This is a genomic window from Nostoc sp. FACHB-133 (assembly GCF_014698055.1).
Lineage (GTDB): Bacteria > Cyanobacteriota > Cyanobacteriia > Cyanobacteriales > Nostocaceae > Nostoc.
In genome coordinates this window covers 15,572-29,837 of the sequence record NZ_JACJSH010000047.1, presented here as the reverse complement: position 1 = coordinate 29,837, position 14,266 = coordinate 15,572, and the positions used below count along the sequence as shown (strand labels likewise).

Annotated in this window: 13 protein-coding genes; 6 read left to right on the top strand and 7 right to left on the bottom strand. The window is 40.9% G+C overall.

Going from position 1 to position 14,266, the window contains the following annotated elements; all coding sequences use genetic code 11:
* Positions 1 to 41 precede the first annotated feature (41 nt).
* Entirely contained in the window at positions 42 to 950 is a 909-nt protein-coding gene (locus H6G86_RS27960; protein WP_242065009.1) for a TatD family hydrolase, read from the bottom strand.
* 97 nt (positions 951 to 1,047) lie between these two features.
* A complete protein-coding gene (locus tag H6G86_RS27955) occupies positions 1,048 to 1,911 on the bottom strand; it encodes an EboA family metabolite traffic protein (RefSeq protein ID WP_190937041.1) in 864 nt (287 codons plus the stop codon).
* A 475-nt stretch (positions 1,912 to 2,386) separates the two neighbouring features.
* On the opposite strand from H6G86_RS27955, the gene H6G86_RS27950 reads away from it, so the two are divergent.
* Positions 2,387 to 3,589 (top strand): 3-dehydroquinate synthase, encoded by a 1,203-nt coding sequence (locus tag H6G86_RS27950; RefSeq protein WP_190937040.1) that lies wholly within the window; start codon positions 2,387 to 2,389, stop codon positions 3,587 to 3,589.
* 136 nt (positions 3,590 to 3,725) lie between these two features.
* Here H6G86_RS27950 and H6G86_RS27945 read toward each other — a convergent pair whose 3' ends face one another.
* Positions 3,726 to 3,950, bottom strand: a complete 225-nt coding sequence (locus tag H6G86_RS27945; RefSeq protein ID WP_190937039.1) for an Hfq-related RNA-binding protein — start codon at positions 3,948 to 3,950, stop codon at positions 3,726 to 3,728.
* A gap of 69 nt (positions 3,951 to 4,019) precedes the next feature.
* Between H6G86_RS27945 and dapF the strand changes: the two genes are divergently transcribed.
* Positions 4,020 to 4,859, top strand: a complete 840-nt coding sequence (gene dapF / locus H6G86_RS27940; RefSeq protein WP_190937038.1) for a diaminopimelate epimerase — start codon at positions 4,020 to 4,022, stop codon at positions 4,857 to 4,859.
* A gap of 105 nt (positions 4,860 to 4,964) precedes the next feature.
* Here the strand turns inward: dapF and H6G86_RS27935 are convergent, their stop codons facing one another.
* The 3 genes from H6G86_RS27935 to ada form a co-directional block, all read right to left on the bottom strand.
* On the bottom strand, positions 4,965 to 5,963 hold the full coding sequence (locus H6G86_RS27935; RefSeq protein WP_190937037.1) for a DMT family transporter: 999 nt from the start codon (positions 5,961 to 5,963) through the stop codon (positions 4,965 to 4,967).
* Positions 5,964 to 6,025: 62 nt separating this feature from the next.
* Positions 6,026 to 6,664: a DNA-3-methyladenine glycosylase family protein gene (locus H6G86_RS27930; protein WP_190937036.1), complete on the bottom strand. Its 639-nt coding sequence runs from the start codon at positions 6,662 to 6,664 to the stop codon at positions 6,026 to 6,028.
* On the bottom strand, positions 6,648 to 7,733 hold the full coding sequence (gene ada / locus H6G86_RS27925; RefSeq protein WP_190937035.1) for a bifunctional DNA-binding transcriptional regulator/O6-methylguanine-DNA methyltransferase Ada: 1,086 nt from the start codon (positions 7,731 to 7,733) through the stop codon (positions 6,648 to 6,650). The genes H6G86_RS27930 and ada overlap by 17 nt, the downstream gene beginning before the upstream one ends.
* A 448-nt stretch (positions 7,734 to 8,181) precedes the next feature.
* Between ada and H6G86_RS40220 the strand changes: the two genes are divergently transcribed.
* Both H6G86_RS40220 and H6G86_RS40215 read left to right on the top strand, forming a co-directional pair.
* Positions 8,182 to 8,376 (top strand): helix-turn-helix domain-containing protein, encoded by a 195-nt coding sequence (locus H6G86_RS40220; RefSeq protein ID WP_242065008.1) that lies wholly within the window; start codon positions 8,182 to 8,184, stop codon positions 8,374 to 8,376.
* A complete protein-coding gene (locus tag H6G86_RS40215) occupies positions 8,377 to 8,556 on the top strand; it encodes a hypothetical protein (protein WP_313931469.1) in 180 nt (59 codons plus the stop codon).
* 10 nt (positions 8,557 to 8,566) lie between these two features.
* Here the strand turns inward: H6G86_RS40215 and H6G86_RS27915 are convergent, their stop codons facing one another.
* Positions 8,567 to 12,307: a HEAT repeat domain-containing protein gene (locus tag H6G86_RS27915; protein ID WP_313931467.1), complete on the bottom strand. Its 3,741-nt coding sequence runs from the start codon at positions 12,305 to 12,307 to the stop codon at positions 8,567 to 8,569.
* Between the two features lie 143 nt (positions 12,308 to 12,450).
* On the opposite strand from H6G86_RS27915, the gene H6G86_RS27910 reads away from it, so the two are divergent.
* Both H6G86_RS27910 and H6G86_RS27905 read left to right on the top strand, forming a co-directional pair.
* Complete coding sequence (locus tag H6G86_RS27910) at positions 12,451 to 13,212, top strand: Uma2 family endonuclease (RefSeq protein ID WP_190937034.1); 762 nt, start codon at positions 12,451 to 12,453, stop codon at positions 13,210 to 13,212.
* An 82-nt stretch (positions 13,213 to 13,294) separates the two neighbouring features.
* Positions 13,295 to 14,146 (top strand): HIT family protein, encoded by an 852-nt coding sequence (locus H6G86_RS27905; protein WP_190937033.1) that lies wholly within the window; start codon positions 13,295 to 13,297, stop codon positions 14,144 to 14,146.
* Positions 14,147 to 14,266: the final 120 nt, after the last annotated feature.

Sequence of the window (14,266 nt, the reverse complement as noted above, 5' to 3'; positions counted from 1 at the left end):
CTCTAGTACAGACGCGATTAATTGCGTCTCTCCCCAATTTTCTACTCAATCAACACAAAATCTGAAACTGATTTGATTCCTGGTTCCTGTCCCCGTAGCACAGAATTACCACTGAACATTTGACGTTGATCGATAGCTTGCGGATTGAGCCAGTCTGACGCTTTCATCTGCCCAGTTTGACTGTAAGCAGCTAGAGCATTTTCATAACAAACTGCTCGCACATGTTCTTCAGGAATGCCCCTCTCTAACATCAACTGAGCCGTTTTTGGGACTGCCAAAGTATCGCTAATACCCCAATCAGCGCTACTATCTACAATGATCCGATCGCATCCATACTTACGAACAACTTCTACCATCCTGGCGTTACCCATCTTCGTCTGTGGGTAAATCGTGAAAGCTGCCCAAAAACCTCGTCCTAATACTTCTTCAACAGTTTCTTCATTGTTGTGATCGATAACTACTTGTGAAGGATCTAAGCCATATTCAATACAGCGATCCATACTCCGACTAGCACCCGCCTTTTTATTCCGATGGGGCGTATGAATTAGTACTAACGTATCAAGTTCTTTGGCTAATTCTAACTGTTGACAAAAGTACTTATCCTCTGCTTCTGTCATGTCGTCATAGCCAATTTCACCAATGGCAACAACTCCTTCTTTACAAGCATAAAGTGGTAGCAGTTCCATAACTTCAGCTGCTAACGCTTCATTGTTAGCTTCTTTCGGATTTAGGCCGATTGTGCAGTAGTGTTGGATGCCAAACTGACTAGCACGAAACCGCTCCCAACCTACAAGGCTACTGAAGTAGTCTTTAAATGAGCCAGCATTCGTTCGGGGTTGTCCTAACCAAAAGGCTGGTTCAATAACGGCGACAATGCCATATTCCCGCATTACCAAGTAATCGTAAGTAGTACGGGAACACATGTGAATGTGAGGATCGATATACATCATGGTTTTAATAATTGGGCATTGGGCATTGGGTATGGGGCATTTTTCTTGTCCTCTTCGTCTCCCTTGTAAAGACGCGATTAATCGCGTTTCTCCCCACTCACTTGCGGCTAAAACTGTTCCAAGTCAGATTACCTTGTTGGATGGATGACTGTAAATCTGGGTAGCGAGAAAGTAATGCTTGCGCTTGGGGTAAAGGAGACTCAGCACAAGCTAACGCTGCGGCTTCTTGTTCGGCTGTATCGCCATTAGCCAGTACTTTTTCCAAATCTGTAACGATCGCACTATCCGCAAACCGCCCTACAGGTCGCCAAAGTTCTGGCGTAACTGAGCGTTTAGCTGCCCAACGTTCATGGGCATAGTCTGCTAACATCTTCGCCAATTCTGGGTTAGCACGTTGGTCTAGTCCCCAAATTAGATGCAAAGGACTGCTGACAAACACAGCCTTCAGTACCATCTGATTCCAAGCAGCATTGTCTAAATAATTAGCTGGATAAGGGTTACGTAGTGCTATGGCTTGGAATACATTACTCATATTGCTGCGAATTCCCTCAGCAGCGCGATGGCGATGTAACTCTGGATGTGGTAATAGCGGCAAACTTTGATAAAGAGCAACTAACTCCCCCATATCGGCAGTGGAGAAGACTTGATCGAGCGATCGCACATACCCCTGGGCATCATCGTGGGGCAAAGCTAGAAGCAAGAGTGTGCGACCTGCTTGATCTACACTCCAATTACCAGGATACCAACCGGGAATCACATCTTCTGCTGCTTCCAAGTCCTGGAATGTTAGCTGCAAATCCTGTTTACCTAGATAACGCGGTACAGCACTAAATGCCGTGAAAAAAACTCTTTCAGCAGCGCCGCTAGAAATTTGTGCCTGCTTCTGCTCCAGCCAAGCAAAAGCTTTCTCTGAAACAGACTTTAACAGCCAGTGATGCAGTAACTTGTTTACTTTACTCATGATAAATTTCAGGAGAAGTTGCCCAACTTTTTTGTGACAACTAAGTATAAAATCTACCACTAAACTTGATACTTTGTGTTTAAAACAGCTAATAATATACTACTGAGTTCGGAACTTTACTGAATCTATAAAGTTTTCCCGATTTTAGAGAAGATATTGTAAAGATCCTATTTTAATTAGATAAACTCTAGAATTAACTTACGGAAAAAATTAGAATTTTATCTAACATAAGAATATCCATTGCTAACTTCATAGATAAATCGTAGGCATCAGTTAAATTGTAAATTAATATTATTTTTAACTTTGTCTACCATGATGAATGCAATTTAAAAGTATGATTAATCTAATGATTTTAACTCTTTAGAAAATCATCTAAAGTCTGAACTATTTGATGATTTACTATGTTGAATTTAGTCTGAATTGTAATTGCATTAGTGCATATATTCACAGTTAGTAAAAAATAATAATACTTTAAATGGCTATTAAACAAAAAACCGCTCTTAATCTGCAACCAATTAACCAATGTGTCCGCGTTACCTTCAACTATGATGTTCACTTCACGAGAGGTCTATTTCAGTTAGATAATCCTTTATTTGCACAAGTGATTGCCGCAGATGGGGAAACAACCCCAAAGCAAATACTAGCAGTGGTAGATGGAGGATTTTTACAGTACCAAGATGGCTTACTAAAAAAATTATCAGTCTATGCTCAGTATTATGAAGATGTATTAACACTGAGTGGTGAGCCGATAGTAGTTCTTGGTGGAGAACGAGTTAAGAACGATTCTAGATTTATAGAGCAAATTCATCAGCGAATCAATGCAGCTGGATTGTGCCGTCACTCCTACGTTTTAGCAATTGGAGGTGGAGCCGTCCTAGATATGGTAGGATACGCAGCAACAACGGCTCATCGAGGAATTCGGCTGCTACGAGTACCGACAACAGTATTAGGGCAAAACGATTCGGGTGTAGGGGTAAAAAACGGAATCAATGCTTTCGGCAAGAAAAACTTTTTGGGTACATTCATGCCGCCTTATGCTGTCTTAAATGACTTTGATTTTCTGACTAGCCTTGACGATCGAGATTGGCGATCGGGTATTGCAGAAGCGGTTAAAGTAGCGCTGATTAAAGATGCAGATTTCTTCGATTTCATTATGACTAATGCCGATAAATTGGCTAATCGGGATATGGACATAATGGAAAGACTGATCTATCGCTGTTCACAGTTGCATTTAGAGCATATTGCTGGTGGCGGCGATCCATTTGAAATGGGTTCATCGCGTCCTTTGGATTTTGGACACTGGGCTGCTCATAAACTAGAGCATTTAACTAATTACAGTTTACGCCACGGTGAAGCTGTGGCGATCGGTATTGCTTTGGATACGACCTATTCATATTTAACAGGTCAACTTTTGAAATCTGAGTGGCAAAGTGTTCTACATACACTCAATCAGTTGGGGTTTACATTGTATGTATCGGCACTTACAGAGCAATTAGATCAACTAGACCATCCCCATTGTCTATTTAGGGGGCTTACCGAGTTCCGCGAACACTTGGGAGGAAATTTGACAATCACTCTTCTAGAAGGAATTGGGCAGGGAATAGAAGTCCACCAGGTGGATTTGTCTTTGTATAGAGATGCTATTTTGATGTTGCAAGATTGGCAACTTTCGCATTGATTTTCTTTCATCAAGCAGAATTCAGGACGGGCTAAACCCTAGCTATCGGCTCACCGAATGAATCATGATATCAGAGCGTATTGCATAGAAATGAGCGATCGCTAACCAAAATCTTATAGCGATCGCAAGCAAAATTCTATTCCTGACTTGTTTTCGGTTTGATGTATGCGATCGCTTGTTTCCAAACGGTGGTTTGCTGACTGTTTTCATCAGCAATACAGATACACTGTGGATCTTGCCATACAACCTTTCCTGTGAGTACATCCTGAGTCACCAGCTTTAACTCAACTGGCGTTGTTTGTTTAATCAGGTTTTGGACTTGTCTAATACTGGGTAAAGTGGTGTCAAATTCGGTAAGCATTTTTAGTAAAGATGAACCTACAAGGCAAAATAAAGAGTAACTAATCCTTGATAATTCATCCTTGGGAAAATGGCAATCGAATTTACTAAGTATCATGGTCTGGGCAACGATTTTATTCTGATTGACAATCGCTCGTCATCTTTGCCCGTATTGACTCCAGAGCAAGCCATCCAGTTGTGCGATCGCCATTTTGGTATCGGTGCTGATGGTGTTATTTTTGCTCTACCTGGAGAAAACGGCACTGACTACACCATGCGGATTTTTAATTCTGATGGTTCGGAACCAGAAATGTGTGGCAATGGCATTCGCTGTTTAGCTGGCTTTTTGGCAGATTTAGAAGGTGAATCCCGGAATAAAGATTCATATCGCATTCATACTTTGGGTGGTGTAATGACTCCCCAACTCTTATCTGATGGTCTAGTTAAAGTAGACATGGGTTTACCCAGATTACTCGCTGGCGAAATTCCTACCACTCTTGCACCTGTTGAAGAAAAAGTAATTTCTCAGCCGTTGGAGGTGGCGGGGAAAACTTGGGATGTCACTTGTGTAAGTATGGGAAATCCTCACTGCATTACCTTTGTAGAAGATGTAGCAGCAATTGAACTAGAAAGCATAGGCCCGAAATTTGAGCATCACCCAGCTTTTCCTCAACGCATAAATACCGAATTTATTCAAGTGGTGCGCCGTGACTATTTGAAAATGCGGGTGTGGGAACGGGGTGCTGGGATTACATTAGCTTGTGGGACTGGTGCTTGTGCTTCTTTAGTGGCTGGTGTGTTAACCGGGAAATGCGATCGCACCGCCACTGTAGAATTACCTGGTGGCCCTTTACAAATTGAATGGTCAGAAATCGACCAACGGGTTTACATGACAGGCCCGGCTGAAAAGGTATTCACGGGGAAACTGTAACCGATTTACCACCGAGATTACGCAAGTATTAGAGTTATTTTGAGGGTTTGTAGTCAGGACTTTAGTGTTTATAAAATCATGACTAAAGTCCTTACTACGAACTTGTTAAGATTCACTTTCCTGTAGAGATTGTATGGGGGGATTAACGCTAGATTTGATAGATCCTTGGTTAGAAATTGCTAAATATATACCCCCTAAAATTAATGCCAACCCTAGCAAGTTAAAAACACTCAAATTTTCTGAGAAAAGTATCCAAGCAAGAATAGCAACAATCACTGGATTGAGTAACAAAAGTAAAGAGATAAATCCTGAAGAAAACGTTTTCAGGCTGTATACAATTAGCCCATGACCCAAGGCTTCGCAAATAGCAGCTAGTGCAAATACTACTAACCACCCTGACAAAGAAACTGGCAAAGGTTGTTTTTCAAAGATTAGCACTACTGGAATCATCAATGAAGTTGCGATGACACAGCGCCACAGAAGGATAGTAATAATTGAAAACTTATTGCGGATTTGCTCGATTAGTAAAAAGTTTGCTGCATAAAATATCGACGATATCAGGGCAACAGCATCACCTGTAAAATTATTATTAGAGCGTAATAAATCTTCAAACCCAACTGCGATCGCGCCGATTATGGCTAATATCAGACCAATGATAAATTTGCGCCCAAAAATCTGATTAAAAAATAGCCATCCTCCTAATGTAGTAAATAGGGGATTAAGACTACCTAACGCATTAGCATTAGCAGCACCAGTCTGGGTTAGCGCCCAAGTCCAAGATAATCTACCTAATACATGAACTAGACCCACTGCTATTAAAAACGCTATCTCTTTGATTGGATAAGGCTGCTGTGGTAATACAGGTTCATCATCTTTAATATGAATTTGTGCTTGGTTAATTCCACTCCATAATCCAAAGATAATAGTCGCTATCCATAAACGATTAAATAATGTAGCAGTAGCGCTCATTTCTCTAACAGCAATTTTAATAAATATTGCTGTTGAAGATAAAGCTAATAGTGCAATTATTACTATGATTATCGGCAGGATGTTTAAAGTCTTATCAGACTTTTCTGGTGTTAGGCTTAATTGGTTTTCTGCCATTTAGTTTATATTTATTATACGAACCGCCAAGCGCGCCAAGTGCGCCAAGGGAGAAGGAGCAATTATTTGGGATTACTCAGGTAATAGTGCCATAGAAGTCTTGCCGCAACTGCTCGCCACGGTCGCCAATGCTGTGTCATTGCTTCCAGTTGAACTGGTGTTGGACGTGTCGCCAAGTTTTTGATTTTTTGCAAAGCGATCGCGATCGCTAAATCGCCTTTAGGAAAGACATCAGGACGTTGCAGCGCCATGAGTAAATAAATATCAACTGTCCAGTCTCCTATACCTTTGAGGCGCTTTAACTCAGTTCTGATAGTAGTTTCGTCCATTGTTTCCAGCTTGCTGAGGTCAAGCTGATCGCAAGCGATCGCATTCGCCAATCCACGACAGTATAGAATCTTTTGCCGACTGAATCCAATCCCTCTTAATTGAACATCATCCAATGTCAGAAAATTTTCTGGCGTTAGCGGTACAACAACCCCACATAGACGGTTAAATACAGCCCTCGCAGCTGCTAGGGAAACTTGCTGTTCCAGAATTATGCACAGAAGCGTTGCAAAACCCGGTTCTCTTGACCATATTGGTGGAGGCCCGAGTGTTTCTAAAATCCCAGCCAAATCGCTGTCAAGATTGGTAAGCACCATTAAGCCACGGGTGAGACTTTCTTCAGTCAATGATTCTAGTTCAGGTATTTGAGTCATCTTTAATCGATTTCGATTCTTGTACAAGTAGTTTTTGTTTGCGCTCAATCCCCCAACGATAACCACCAAGACTGCCATCACTCCGCAGCACCCGATGACAGGGTATAATTACTGCGATCGGGTTAGCTCCACAAGCATTTCCCACCGCGCGGACTGCTTGGGGTTTGGCGATATCACGAGCAATATCAGTGTAGGTACGAGTTTCGCTATAGGGAATTTTTTGTAATACTTGCCAAACCTGTTTCTGAAATGCTGTCCCACGGATATCGAGTGGTAAATCGAGATGTGTTTCATCTCCCCCAATCAAGTCGAGGATTCCTTGTATCCATTCTTTGTGTATGTCGTCATCACGTATGATGTGCGCTTGGTGAAATTCTTGATTCAAGATGTGTTCAAGTTTGTCTGCTTCATCACCTAGTTTAACGGCACAAATCCCCTTGTCTGTTGTTGCCACCAGTAAATATCCTAGCGGACATGGAGCGATCGCATAGACAATGCTGATTGTTTTTCCAGCTTGTTGGTAAATTTTTGGTGTCATTCCCAGTTTCTTCGGTGCTTTCTCATAAACTTGACTAGTTGAACCATACCCCGTGTCGTAAACTGCATGAGCAATTTCCTCCCCTGACTGGAGACGCTGCTTTAATCGTTGGCTACGCAGCGCATCTGCATATTGAAAAGGCGATACACCAATTATTTGCTTGAATAGCTTTTGCAAATAACTAGGACTCATTTCCACCTGAGAGCATAATTCTGAGAGGGTGGGGATGCGATCGCTTTGTGCTTCAATGTATCGACATACTGCTAAGACTTTTGCTTTTGCTGGATTTGGAACTGTTTCAAATTGTGGCTGACAGCGTTTACAAGGTCGAAAACCTGCACTTTGAGCCTCTTTTGCTGACTGGAAGAAACAAACTTGATTGCGATTTGGTCTGCGACTAGGGCAAATAGGTCGGCAATAAATGCCTGTGGAACGAACACCGTAGAAAAACTTGCCGTCAATTGTGGCATCTCGATTGAGAACGGCTTTCCAGAGATTTTCCTCAAAAAGTTGTGTCTGTTGTAATTGCATTCATGCCACCTCTGCCCTTTCTGTTACGCTATGTACTAAGTTGCTAACACTAGATTAAGTGGATTGAAAACCACTTTCTATCTGATTGTTGCGATCGAAGTCGGCTTTGTTTACTGCAACACGGGTAGACGGTGTTCTGGGTGCGTAATTTTCGAGAAGAATTTATGAGAATTTAGGATTATTTGGGTAGATGTTTAGCGATCGCTTTTTTGGAGTTTTGCTACTTTTTACTGTTCTAGTGTTTTCGACTTGGGTAACAGTTCACCACGAATATCTGCTCAAGATGATTCATTCAATATATCTAAAAGTTCTTGAGCAATTTTGAGGGGAGCATCTCAATGAGTGTAAAAACACACCTGCGTGAGTTTCAAACTCTTTGAGTCCGCGCAGGCGCACTTTGTTTGTGTAGCCGCGATTTCTAATCGCCCGGTATATTTGCAAAGGTGAGATGCTCGCATTTGGAGAGTCTCTTGTCGTAGCGGTTTTGACCAAGGAAATTTGCCTAGAAATAATCATGAACAACAACCGTCGGCCAAATATTTATCCTGGAGAAATCCTACAACTAGAATTTTTAGAGCCACTAAATATTACACCTTATCGATTAAGCAAAGATATAGGTGTAGCTCAAACAAGAATGAGTTAAATTCTATCTGGAAAACTTACTATTACAGCAGATACAGTATTGCGTTTATCTCGCTATTTTGATAACAGCGCTCAGTTTTGGTTGAATTTACAAACGCAATACGATATACGTCAAGCTCTTGAAGAAAATGCAGAAGTTTATAATCAAATACCTACACTTTCGTTTAATGATGTAACCTGAGTTTGTCAAGCTACTTCTCTAATTCTGCCAACTTCTGTTGAGCAAACTCTCGGACTTTCTCATCTAGGTCATTCTCTGCTTTGTCCCGCAATAGTGGTAAGGTCTGGGGATGCTGAGAAAATTGCTTGATCATTATCTCCAGTGCAACGCGCCGAGGGTTAGGGTGCGACCAAGGGTTATGGCTACCCTCAAAGGATTCATTGATAGCACAGTTGCAGTAAATTTCAAACAACTCAGGCTGATTTCTGAAGTGTTTGGCTAATGCTTGGATGGCTGCAACTCGTACATTCCCATCATCGTCAACAGTGGCGCGTTCTTTGAAAAACAAGTGAGTATCGAGATCGTCTGAGAAATTGCTGGCTAATGCTCGGATGGCTGCAACTCGTACATTCCCATCATCATCAACAGTGGCGCGTTCTTTGAAAAACAAGTGGGTGTCGAGATCGTCTGGAAAATTGCTGGCTAATGCTCGGATGGCTACACGTCGCACATCCCCATCATCAACGGTGGCGCGTTCTTTGAGAAACAAGTGGGTATTGGGATCGTCTGAAAAATTGTTGGCTAATGCTCGGATGGCTGTACATCGCACGTCCCCAGATTTATCAGTAGTGGCGAAGTCTTTGAGAATCGAGCAAGTGTCCGGGTCATCTTTGAAATTACTGGCTAATGCTTTGATGGCTGTACGTCGCACATCCTTGTTATTATCAACAGTGACGCGGTTTTTGAGAAATGAGTAAGTGTCTGGGTCATCTTTGAAATTACTAGCTAATGCTTCGATGACTACACCTCGTACATACCCAGATTTATCAGCAGTGGCAAGGTCTTTGAGAATCGAGCAAGTGTCTGGGTCATCTTTAAAATTACTGGCTAATGCTTCGATGGCTGCACCTCGCACATTCCCAGATTCATCAGCAGTGGTAAGGTCTTTGAGAATCGAGCAGGTGTCTAGGTCATCTTTAAAATTACTGGCTAATGCTTCGATGGCTGCACCTCGCACATTCCCAGATTCATCAGCAGTGGCAAGGTCTTTGAAAAACGAGCAGGTGTCTGGGTCATCTTTGAAATTACTAGCTAATGCTTTGATAACTGCACGTTGCACATTTCCAGATTCATCAGCGGTGGCGCGGTCTTTGAGAAACAAGAAAGTGTCCGAGTCATCTTTGAAATTGCTGGCTAATGCTTCGATGGCTGTACATCGCACGTCCCCAGATTCATCAGCAGTGGCGCGGTCTTTGAGAATCAAAAAAGTGTCCGGGTCATCTTTGAAATTGCTGGCTAATGCTTCGATGGCTACACCTCGCACGCTCCATGAATTATCGGCAGTGAGGCGGTCTTTGAGAAATGAGTGGGTGTCCGGGTCATCTTTGAAATTGCTGGCTAATGCTTGGATGGCTGCACGTCGCACATACCATTCATTATCAGCATTGGCACGGTCTTTGAGCCAGTGTAAGGTATCGCTGTTATCTTTCCAAATTGCAGCAATTGTTGCAACTGCTTGAGTGCGAATTTCCTGAACTAGCTTAGTTTCTTCGCTATTAGAAAGGGAATAATAGTACCAGAGGTCATATTTAGTTAAATCTTTTAGCTCCTTAAGTAATTTAGTAGCCACTGACGCAATCACCGAGCGATTTCTCACTTCTGCAAGACACTTAGCCGCTAAAAACAAGTTGATAAACTTTTTCTCTTCCCCATCTTGCACCATTAAGTAATCAAGAATTTCACCACCAAATTTAGCCTCAATCATTTCCGCAATTAACAGCAACACCTCATGCCAAGTTTCATCTTGCCAGTGTTTGCCAAAAACTTCAGTTTTGAGATACTCAATTGTAATACTGCGTTCCTTCTCAAACTGCCAGACAAACTCCCAAGCACAGAAATATTCTAAAAAAGTCCGATGCACAAAGGCATAGTAATCTGCACCCAAGAAACATAAAATAAAATTGCGATCGCGCAGTTGTTTCATCAACCGTCTGGCTTTATCTCTGGCATCACTCACTGGTATGCTTTGCAGATATTTAGTGAAGATTGCTTCTAAATCATCCGCATAGATAATGTTGCCAGCTAAACCTTTTTCACTGGTTTGCATAAGATAAGAAACTTGACGCAACATTGCCTGTTTATCTTTATAATCAATAATGTCCAGACGTTCATCGGGCTTTAAATTGCGTCCGTTGTCCCAATTATGCAGCAGTACCTCTGAAGCATCTTTATACAGTTCACTTCTATCTCTGGGTAATTCTCGTTTGAGATTGAGAATTGCCATCATGGTTAACAGCAGGGGATTTTGTGCTAGTTCTGCAATTGCTTTTGATTCATTAATTACTCTTTGTAGACGCTCTCGTTTGATATTTTTATCTCTTTCTTCGGCATGAGTAAAAGTTTTATCATGCCAACGTTGAATAAAATCTTGAATCTGCGCTGGTTCTAAATCTTGCAACATAAAGTGGCGAAATTCTGCATCTCGCAACTGTTGCTGCTTATAGCCGATGATCCGAGAAGTGACAATTACCTGCACATCGGGATATTCATTAGTGAAGCGATGAATACAGGTAATTACTTCCTCCCGCTTCGCAGATTCAAAGATTTCATCCAAACCATCAAACATGACTAAAGCGTTACCAGCCTTTAGCTGCTCATGCAATTTATGCTGATTGAGGTGATAAAAAGAATTGGGACTATTATGGTAAAATTGGAGAAAATTATTACAACTACCCGCATCGCGATCGCGCATATAATTGCGTAATTCAATCAGCAAAGGAATTGGCAGATTAAAATCATTCTGTTCGAGAGTTTTTTCTACCCAATCCAACGCTAGATATTGCAACAATGTAGACTTGCCGGAACCAGGATCGCCTAAAATAACTAAATAATTCTTACGTTGCTTCTCTCGGACAACATCTAATACTGAACGGATTGGCTGTTCAAAATAAGTGCGTTGATAACGTTCTGTTTCTTCTTGAAATTTTTCTATTTCCAATTCCGTATCTAATTGGTTACTTTCTTGTAGTCTCCGGAGATATTCTTTAGGCAGTTCTGGTAAAACCTGATAAACTTGCCGCACATTTTGCGGTATAAACATTTGCCATAAGCTTACCGGATGTTCGCGGGATGTAGTTTCTAAACTATCTAACTTCAGATTGCCGTAGCGTTCACGAATAGTTTCTAAATATTGCGGTAAATTAAAATCCTTAGCAATATCAGCATTTTCTTTTAAAGTCTTGTCAATACTGGATAACTTTTGGAGCTCTAAGATATAGCGTAACTCTTCTGAATCAGAGAGAATATCTTGAACTTGTATGAGATACTGGTCTGTAATTGTTTGCCAGTTAAATTTAGGTGGTAAAGGTTGGAGTTGAAGTCTTTTCCAACTATCTGCTAGTGTTTTAAAATCTAGAAAATCACATTTAATATCAAAAGCCTGACCAAGAATTTCTTTAACCGACTTATCGCGGATAAATTTCTTGACATCTTCAGCATAATTTTGAATTTCAGTTTCAGAAAGTTTGCAACGAACCTTTAACTGTTGCTGCATCAGTTGCAAAAATTCTGTCAGCGCCATAACGACAGCTTTCTGAAGCGGTTCTTGCTTAAAGGGCGCAGTTACAGCATTATTAAAGATATTTTTAAAAAAATCTTTAGCGTAGTCCTTGACTAAATCTTTGAAAAATTCTTCGCTAATAATAGTTTTGACAAGAAATCCAACCGCTTTTTGACCTATCCAGAGAGTGAACCACTCAACTATCATACTCATGCCTGCTAAGTGCTTGACTACGAGTATATACACCTGTCAGAGAATTCTTTCCAGATTTCTGGGTTTTTAGCTTAAAAGCGATGCTGGCTGAAGATTTGTTAAAAATAACTAATATACTGTGCATGGATATTAGGAATAATTTTATGGTTCTACAAGTTAACCCCATCCAAAAAGAACCAATCGTTACTTGGGAAGCACTTCCAGCCGACTTCATTTTACCAGACGATCCAGTGGAAAATATTCAACAACCTGCGATCGCAGCTGCGCTTACCGATGCTTTGGGAAGCACAGCACGCATCCAACCTCAAATTCTGATTTGCTCTAACTTTGGGCTTGTAGCCACAGTCAACAAAAAAATCGTTGTCAAAGCCCCAGATTGGTTTTATGTCCCTCAAGTGCAGTCTGTGGGAACAAATGTAGTTCGTCGCAGCTATACCCCGAATTTAGAAGGCGCTGCTGTGGCTGTAGTGATGGAATTTCTCTCAGACACAGAAGGCGGAGAACTCTCAGTCCGCTCAACTCCGCCTTATGGTAAACTCTATTATTACGAAAAGATTCTCCAAGTTCCAACCTACGTAACCTACGACCCTTACGAACCAAGCATAGAACTACGATGCTTGCAAAATGGACAATATACTTTGCAGCAAGCAGACACTAATGGACGTTACTGGATTCCTGAATTAGAGTTATTTCTCGGAATTTGGCAAGGTGAAAGATTATGTCAAACCATGAATTGGCTGCGCTGGTGGGATACAGAAGGAAATTTGCTATTGTGGAGTAGCGAACAAGCCCAACAAGAACGCCAACGCGCTGAACAAGAAAGCCAACGCGCTGAACAGGAACGCCAACGTGCTGATATATTAGCAGCTAAGTTACGTGAGCTAGGTGTTGACCCAGATGCGTAGGTGTAGCCCGTCGTAAACATCGCATAAACTCAAGAAATGCTGGGAATAATAATTTTGGGACATCAGCACCAAAATTCATTCTATGAAACAGCAAAAAAATCAGTTCAGCCATCTTACTGCGATCGAAAGAAGTTATCTATCATTTCCGGCACAGTTTTTATTAAATCAAAACCTTCTCCAAGGCAAAATATTAGACTTTGGTTGTGGTTTTGGTAATGATGTTAAAATATTGCGCCAAAAAGGTTGTGATATTACAGGCTATGACCCTTATTATTTTCCAGAATATCCTGAGAATAAATTCGATACAATAATTTGCTTTTATGTTTTAAATGTTTTATTTACCGAAGAACAAACAAATGTCCTAATGGAAATATCACATTTATTAAAACCAGGAGGTAAAGCTTATTATGCTGTGAGAAGGGATATCAAAAAAGAAGGGTTTCGAGAACATTATGTTCACAAAAAACCTACTTATCAGTGTATTGCCAAACTTCCTTTTACTTCAATTTACTTAGACGAATATCGGGAAGTATATGAGTATGTCCACTATAATCATCAGCGAAATTCATCTAACTATTGTATATTCTGTAATCCCCATAAAACTCTCAGACTATTAACTGAGTCAGCAACTGCTTATGCTATTTTTGATGGCTATCCAATAAATAAAGGACATATTCTGATTATTCCCAAACGTCATGTTAACAGCTATTTTGATCTCCCATTTAAAGAGCAATCTGCTTGCTGGTTTATGGTGAACAAAGTACAAGAAATTCTCAAAGCAGAATTTGAACCTGACGGCTTTAATATAGGAATGAATATCAATCGAGCCGCAGGTCAAAATATTATGCACGCCAGTATTCATATCATCCCTCGTTACAAAGGTGATAGTGTTGGCGCTAAAAGTGGAATCAGGAATGTTATTCCTAAAAAGTAATAGTTTTTTGGTTGACATTCAGTCGGAAATCCGAATTTATAGTAAATACATAAATTCTGAAAAACCAGATTTATTAGTCTTGTCGAAAATATTGCAAAATATTTCAGTTAGAGGCTATTT

What these genes read in the sequence shown, in the direction of transcription:
- H6G86_RS27960 (WP_242065009.1), bottom strand. Translation starts at nt 950, where the DNA reads ATGATGTATATCGATCCTCACATTCACATGTGTTCCCGTACTACTTAC.
- H6G86_RS27955 (WP_190937041.1), bottom strand. Translation starts at nt 1,911, where the DNA reads ATGAGTAAAGTAAACAAGTTACTGCATCACTGGCTGTTAAAGTCTGTT.
- H6G86_RS27950 (WP_190937040.1), top strand. Translation starts at nt 2,387, where the DNA reads ATGGCTATTAAACAAAAAACCGCTCTTAATCTGCAACCAATTAACCAA.
- H6G86_RS27945 (WP_190937039.1), bottom strand. Translation starts at nt 3,950, where the DNA reads ATGCTTACCGAATTTGACACCACTTTACCCAGTATTAGACAAGTCCAA.
- dapF (WP_190937038.1), top strand. Translation starts at nt 4,020, where the DNA reads ATGGCAATCGAATTTACTAAGTATCATGGTCTGGGCAACGATTTTATT.
- H6G86_RS27935 (WP_190937037.1), bottom strand. Translation starts at nt 5,963, where the DNA reads ATGGCAGAAAACCAATTAAGCCTAACACCAGAAAAGTCTGATAAGACT.
- H6G86_RS27930 (WP_190937036.1), bottom strand. Translation starts at nt 6,664, where the DNA reads ATGACTCAAATACCTGAACTAGAATCATTGACTGAAGAAAGTCTCACC.
- ada (WP_190937035.1), bottom strand. Translation starts at nt 7,733, where the DNA reads ATGCAATTACAACAGACACAACTTTTTGAGGAAAATCTCTGGAAAGCC.
- H6G86_RS40220 (WP_242065008.1), top strand. Translation starts at nt 8,182, where the DNA reads ATGCTCGCATTTGGAGAGTCTCTTGTCGTAGCGGTTTTGACCAAGGAA.
- H6G86_RS27915 (WP_313931467.1), bottom strand. Translation starts at nt 12,307, where the DNA reads ATGAGTATGATAGTTGAGTGGTTCACTCTCTGGATAGGTCAAAAAGCG.
- H6G86_RS27910 (WP_190937034.1), top strand. Translation starts at nt 12,451, where the DNA reads ATGGTTCTACAAGTTAACCCCATCCAAAAAGAACCAATCGTTACTTGG.
- H6G86_RS27905 (WP_190937033.1), top strand. Translation starts at nt 13,295, where the DNA reads ATGAAACAGCAAAAAAATCAGTTCAGCCATCTTACTGCGATCGAAAGA.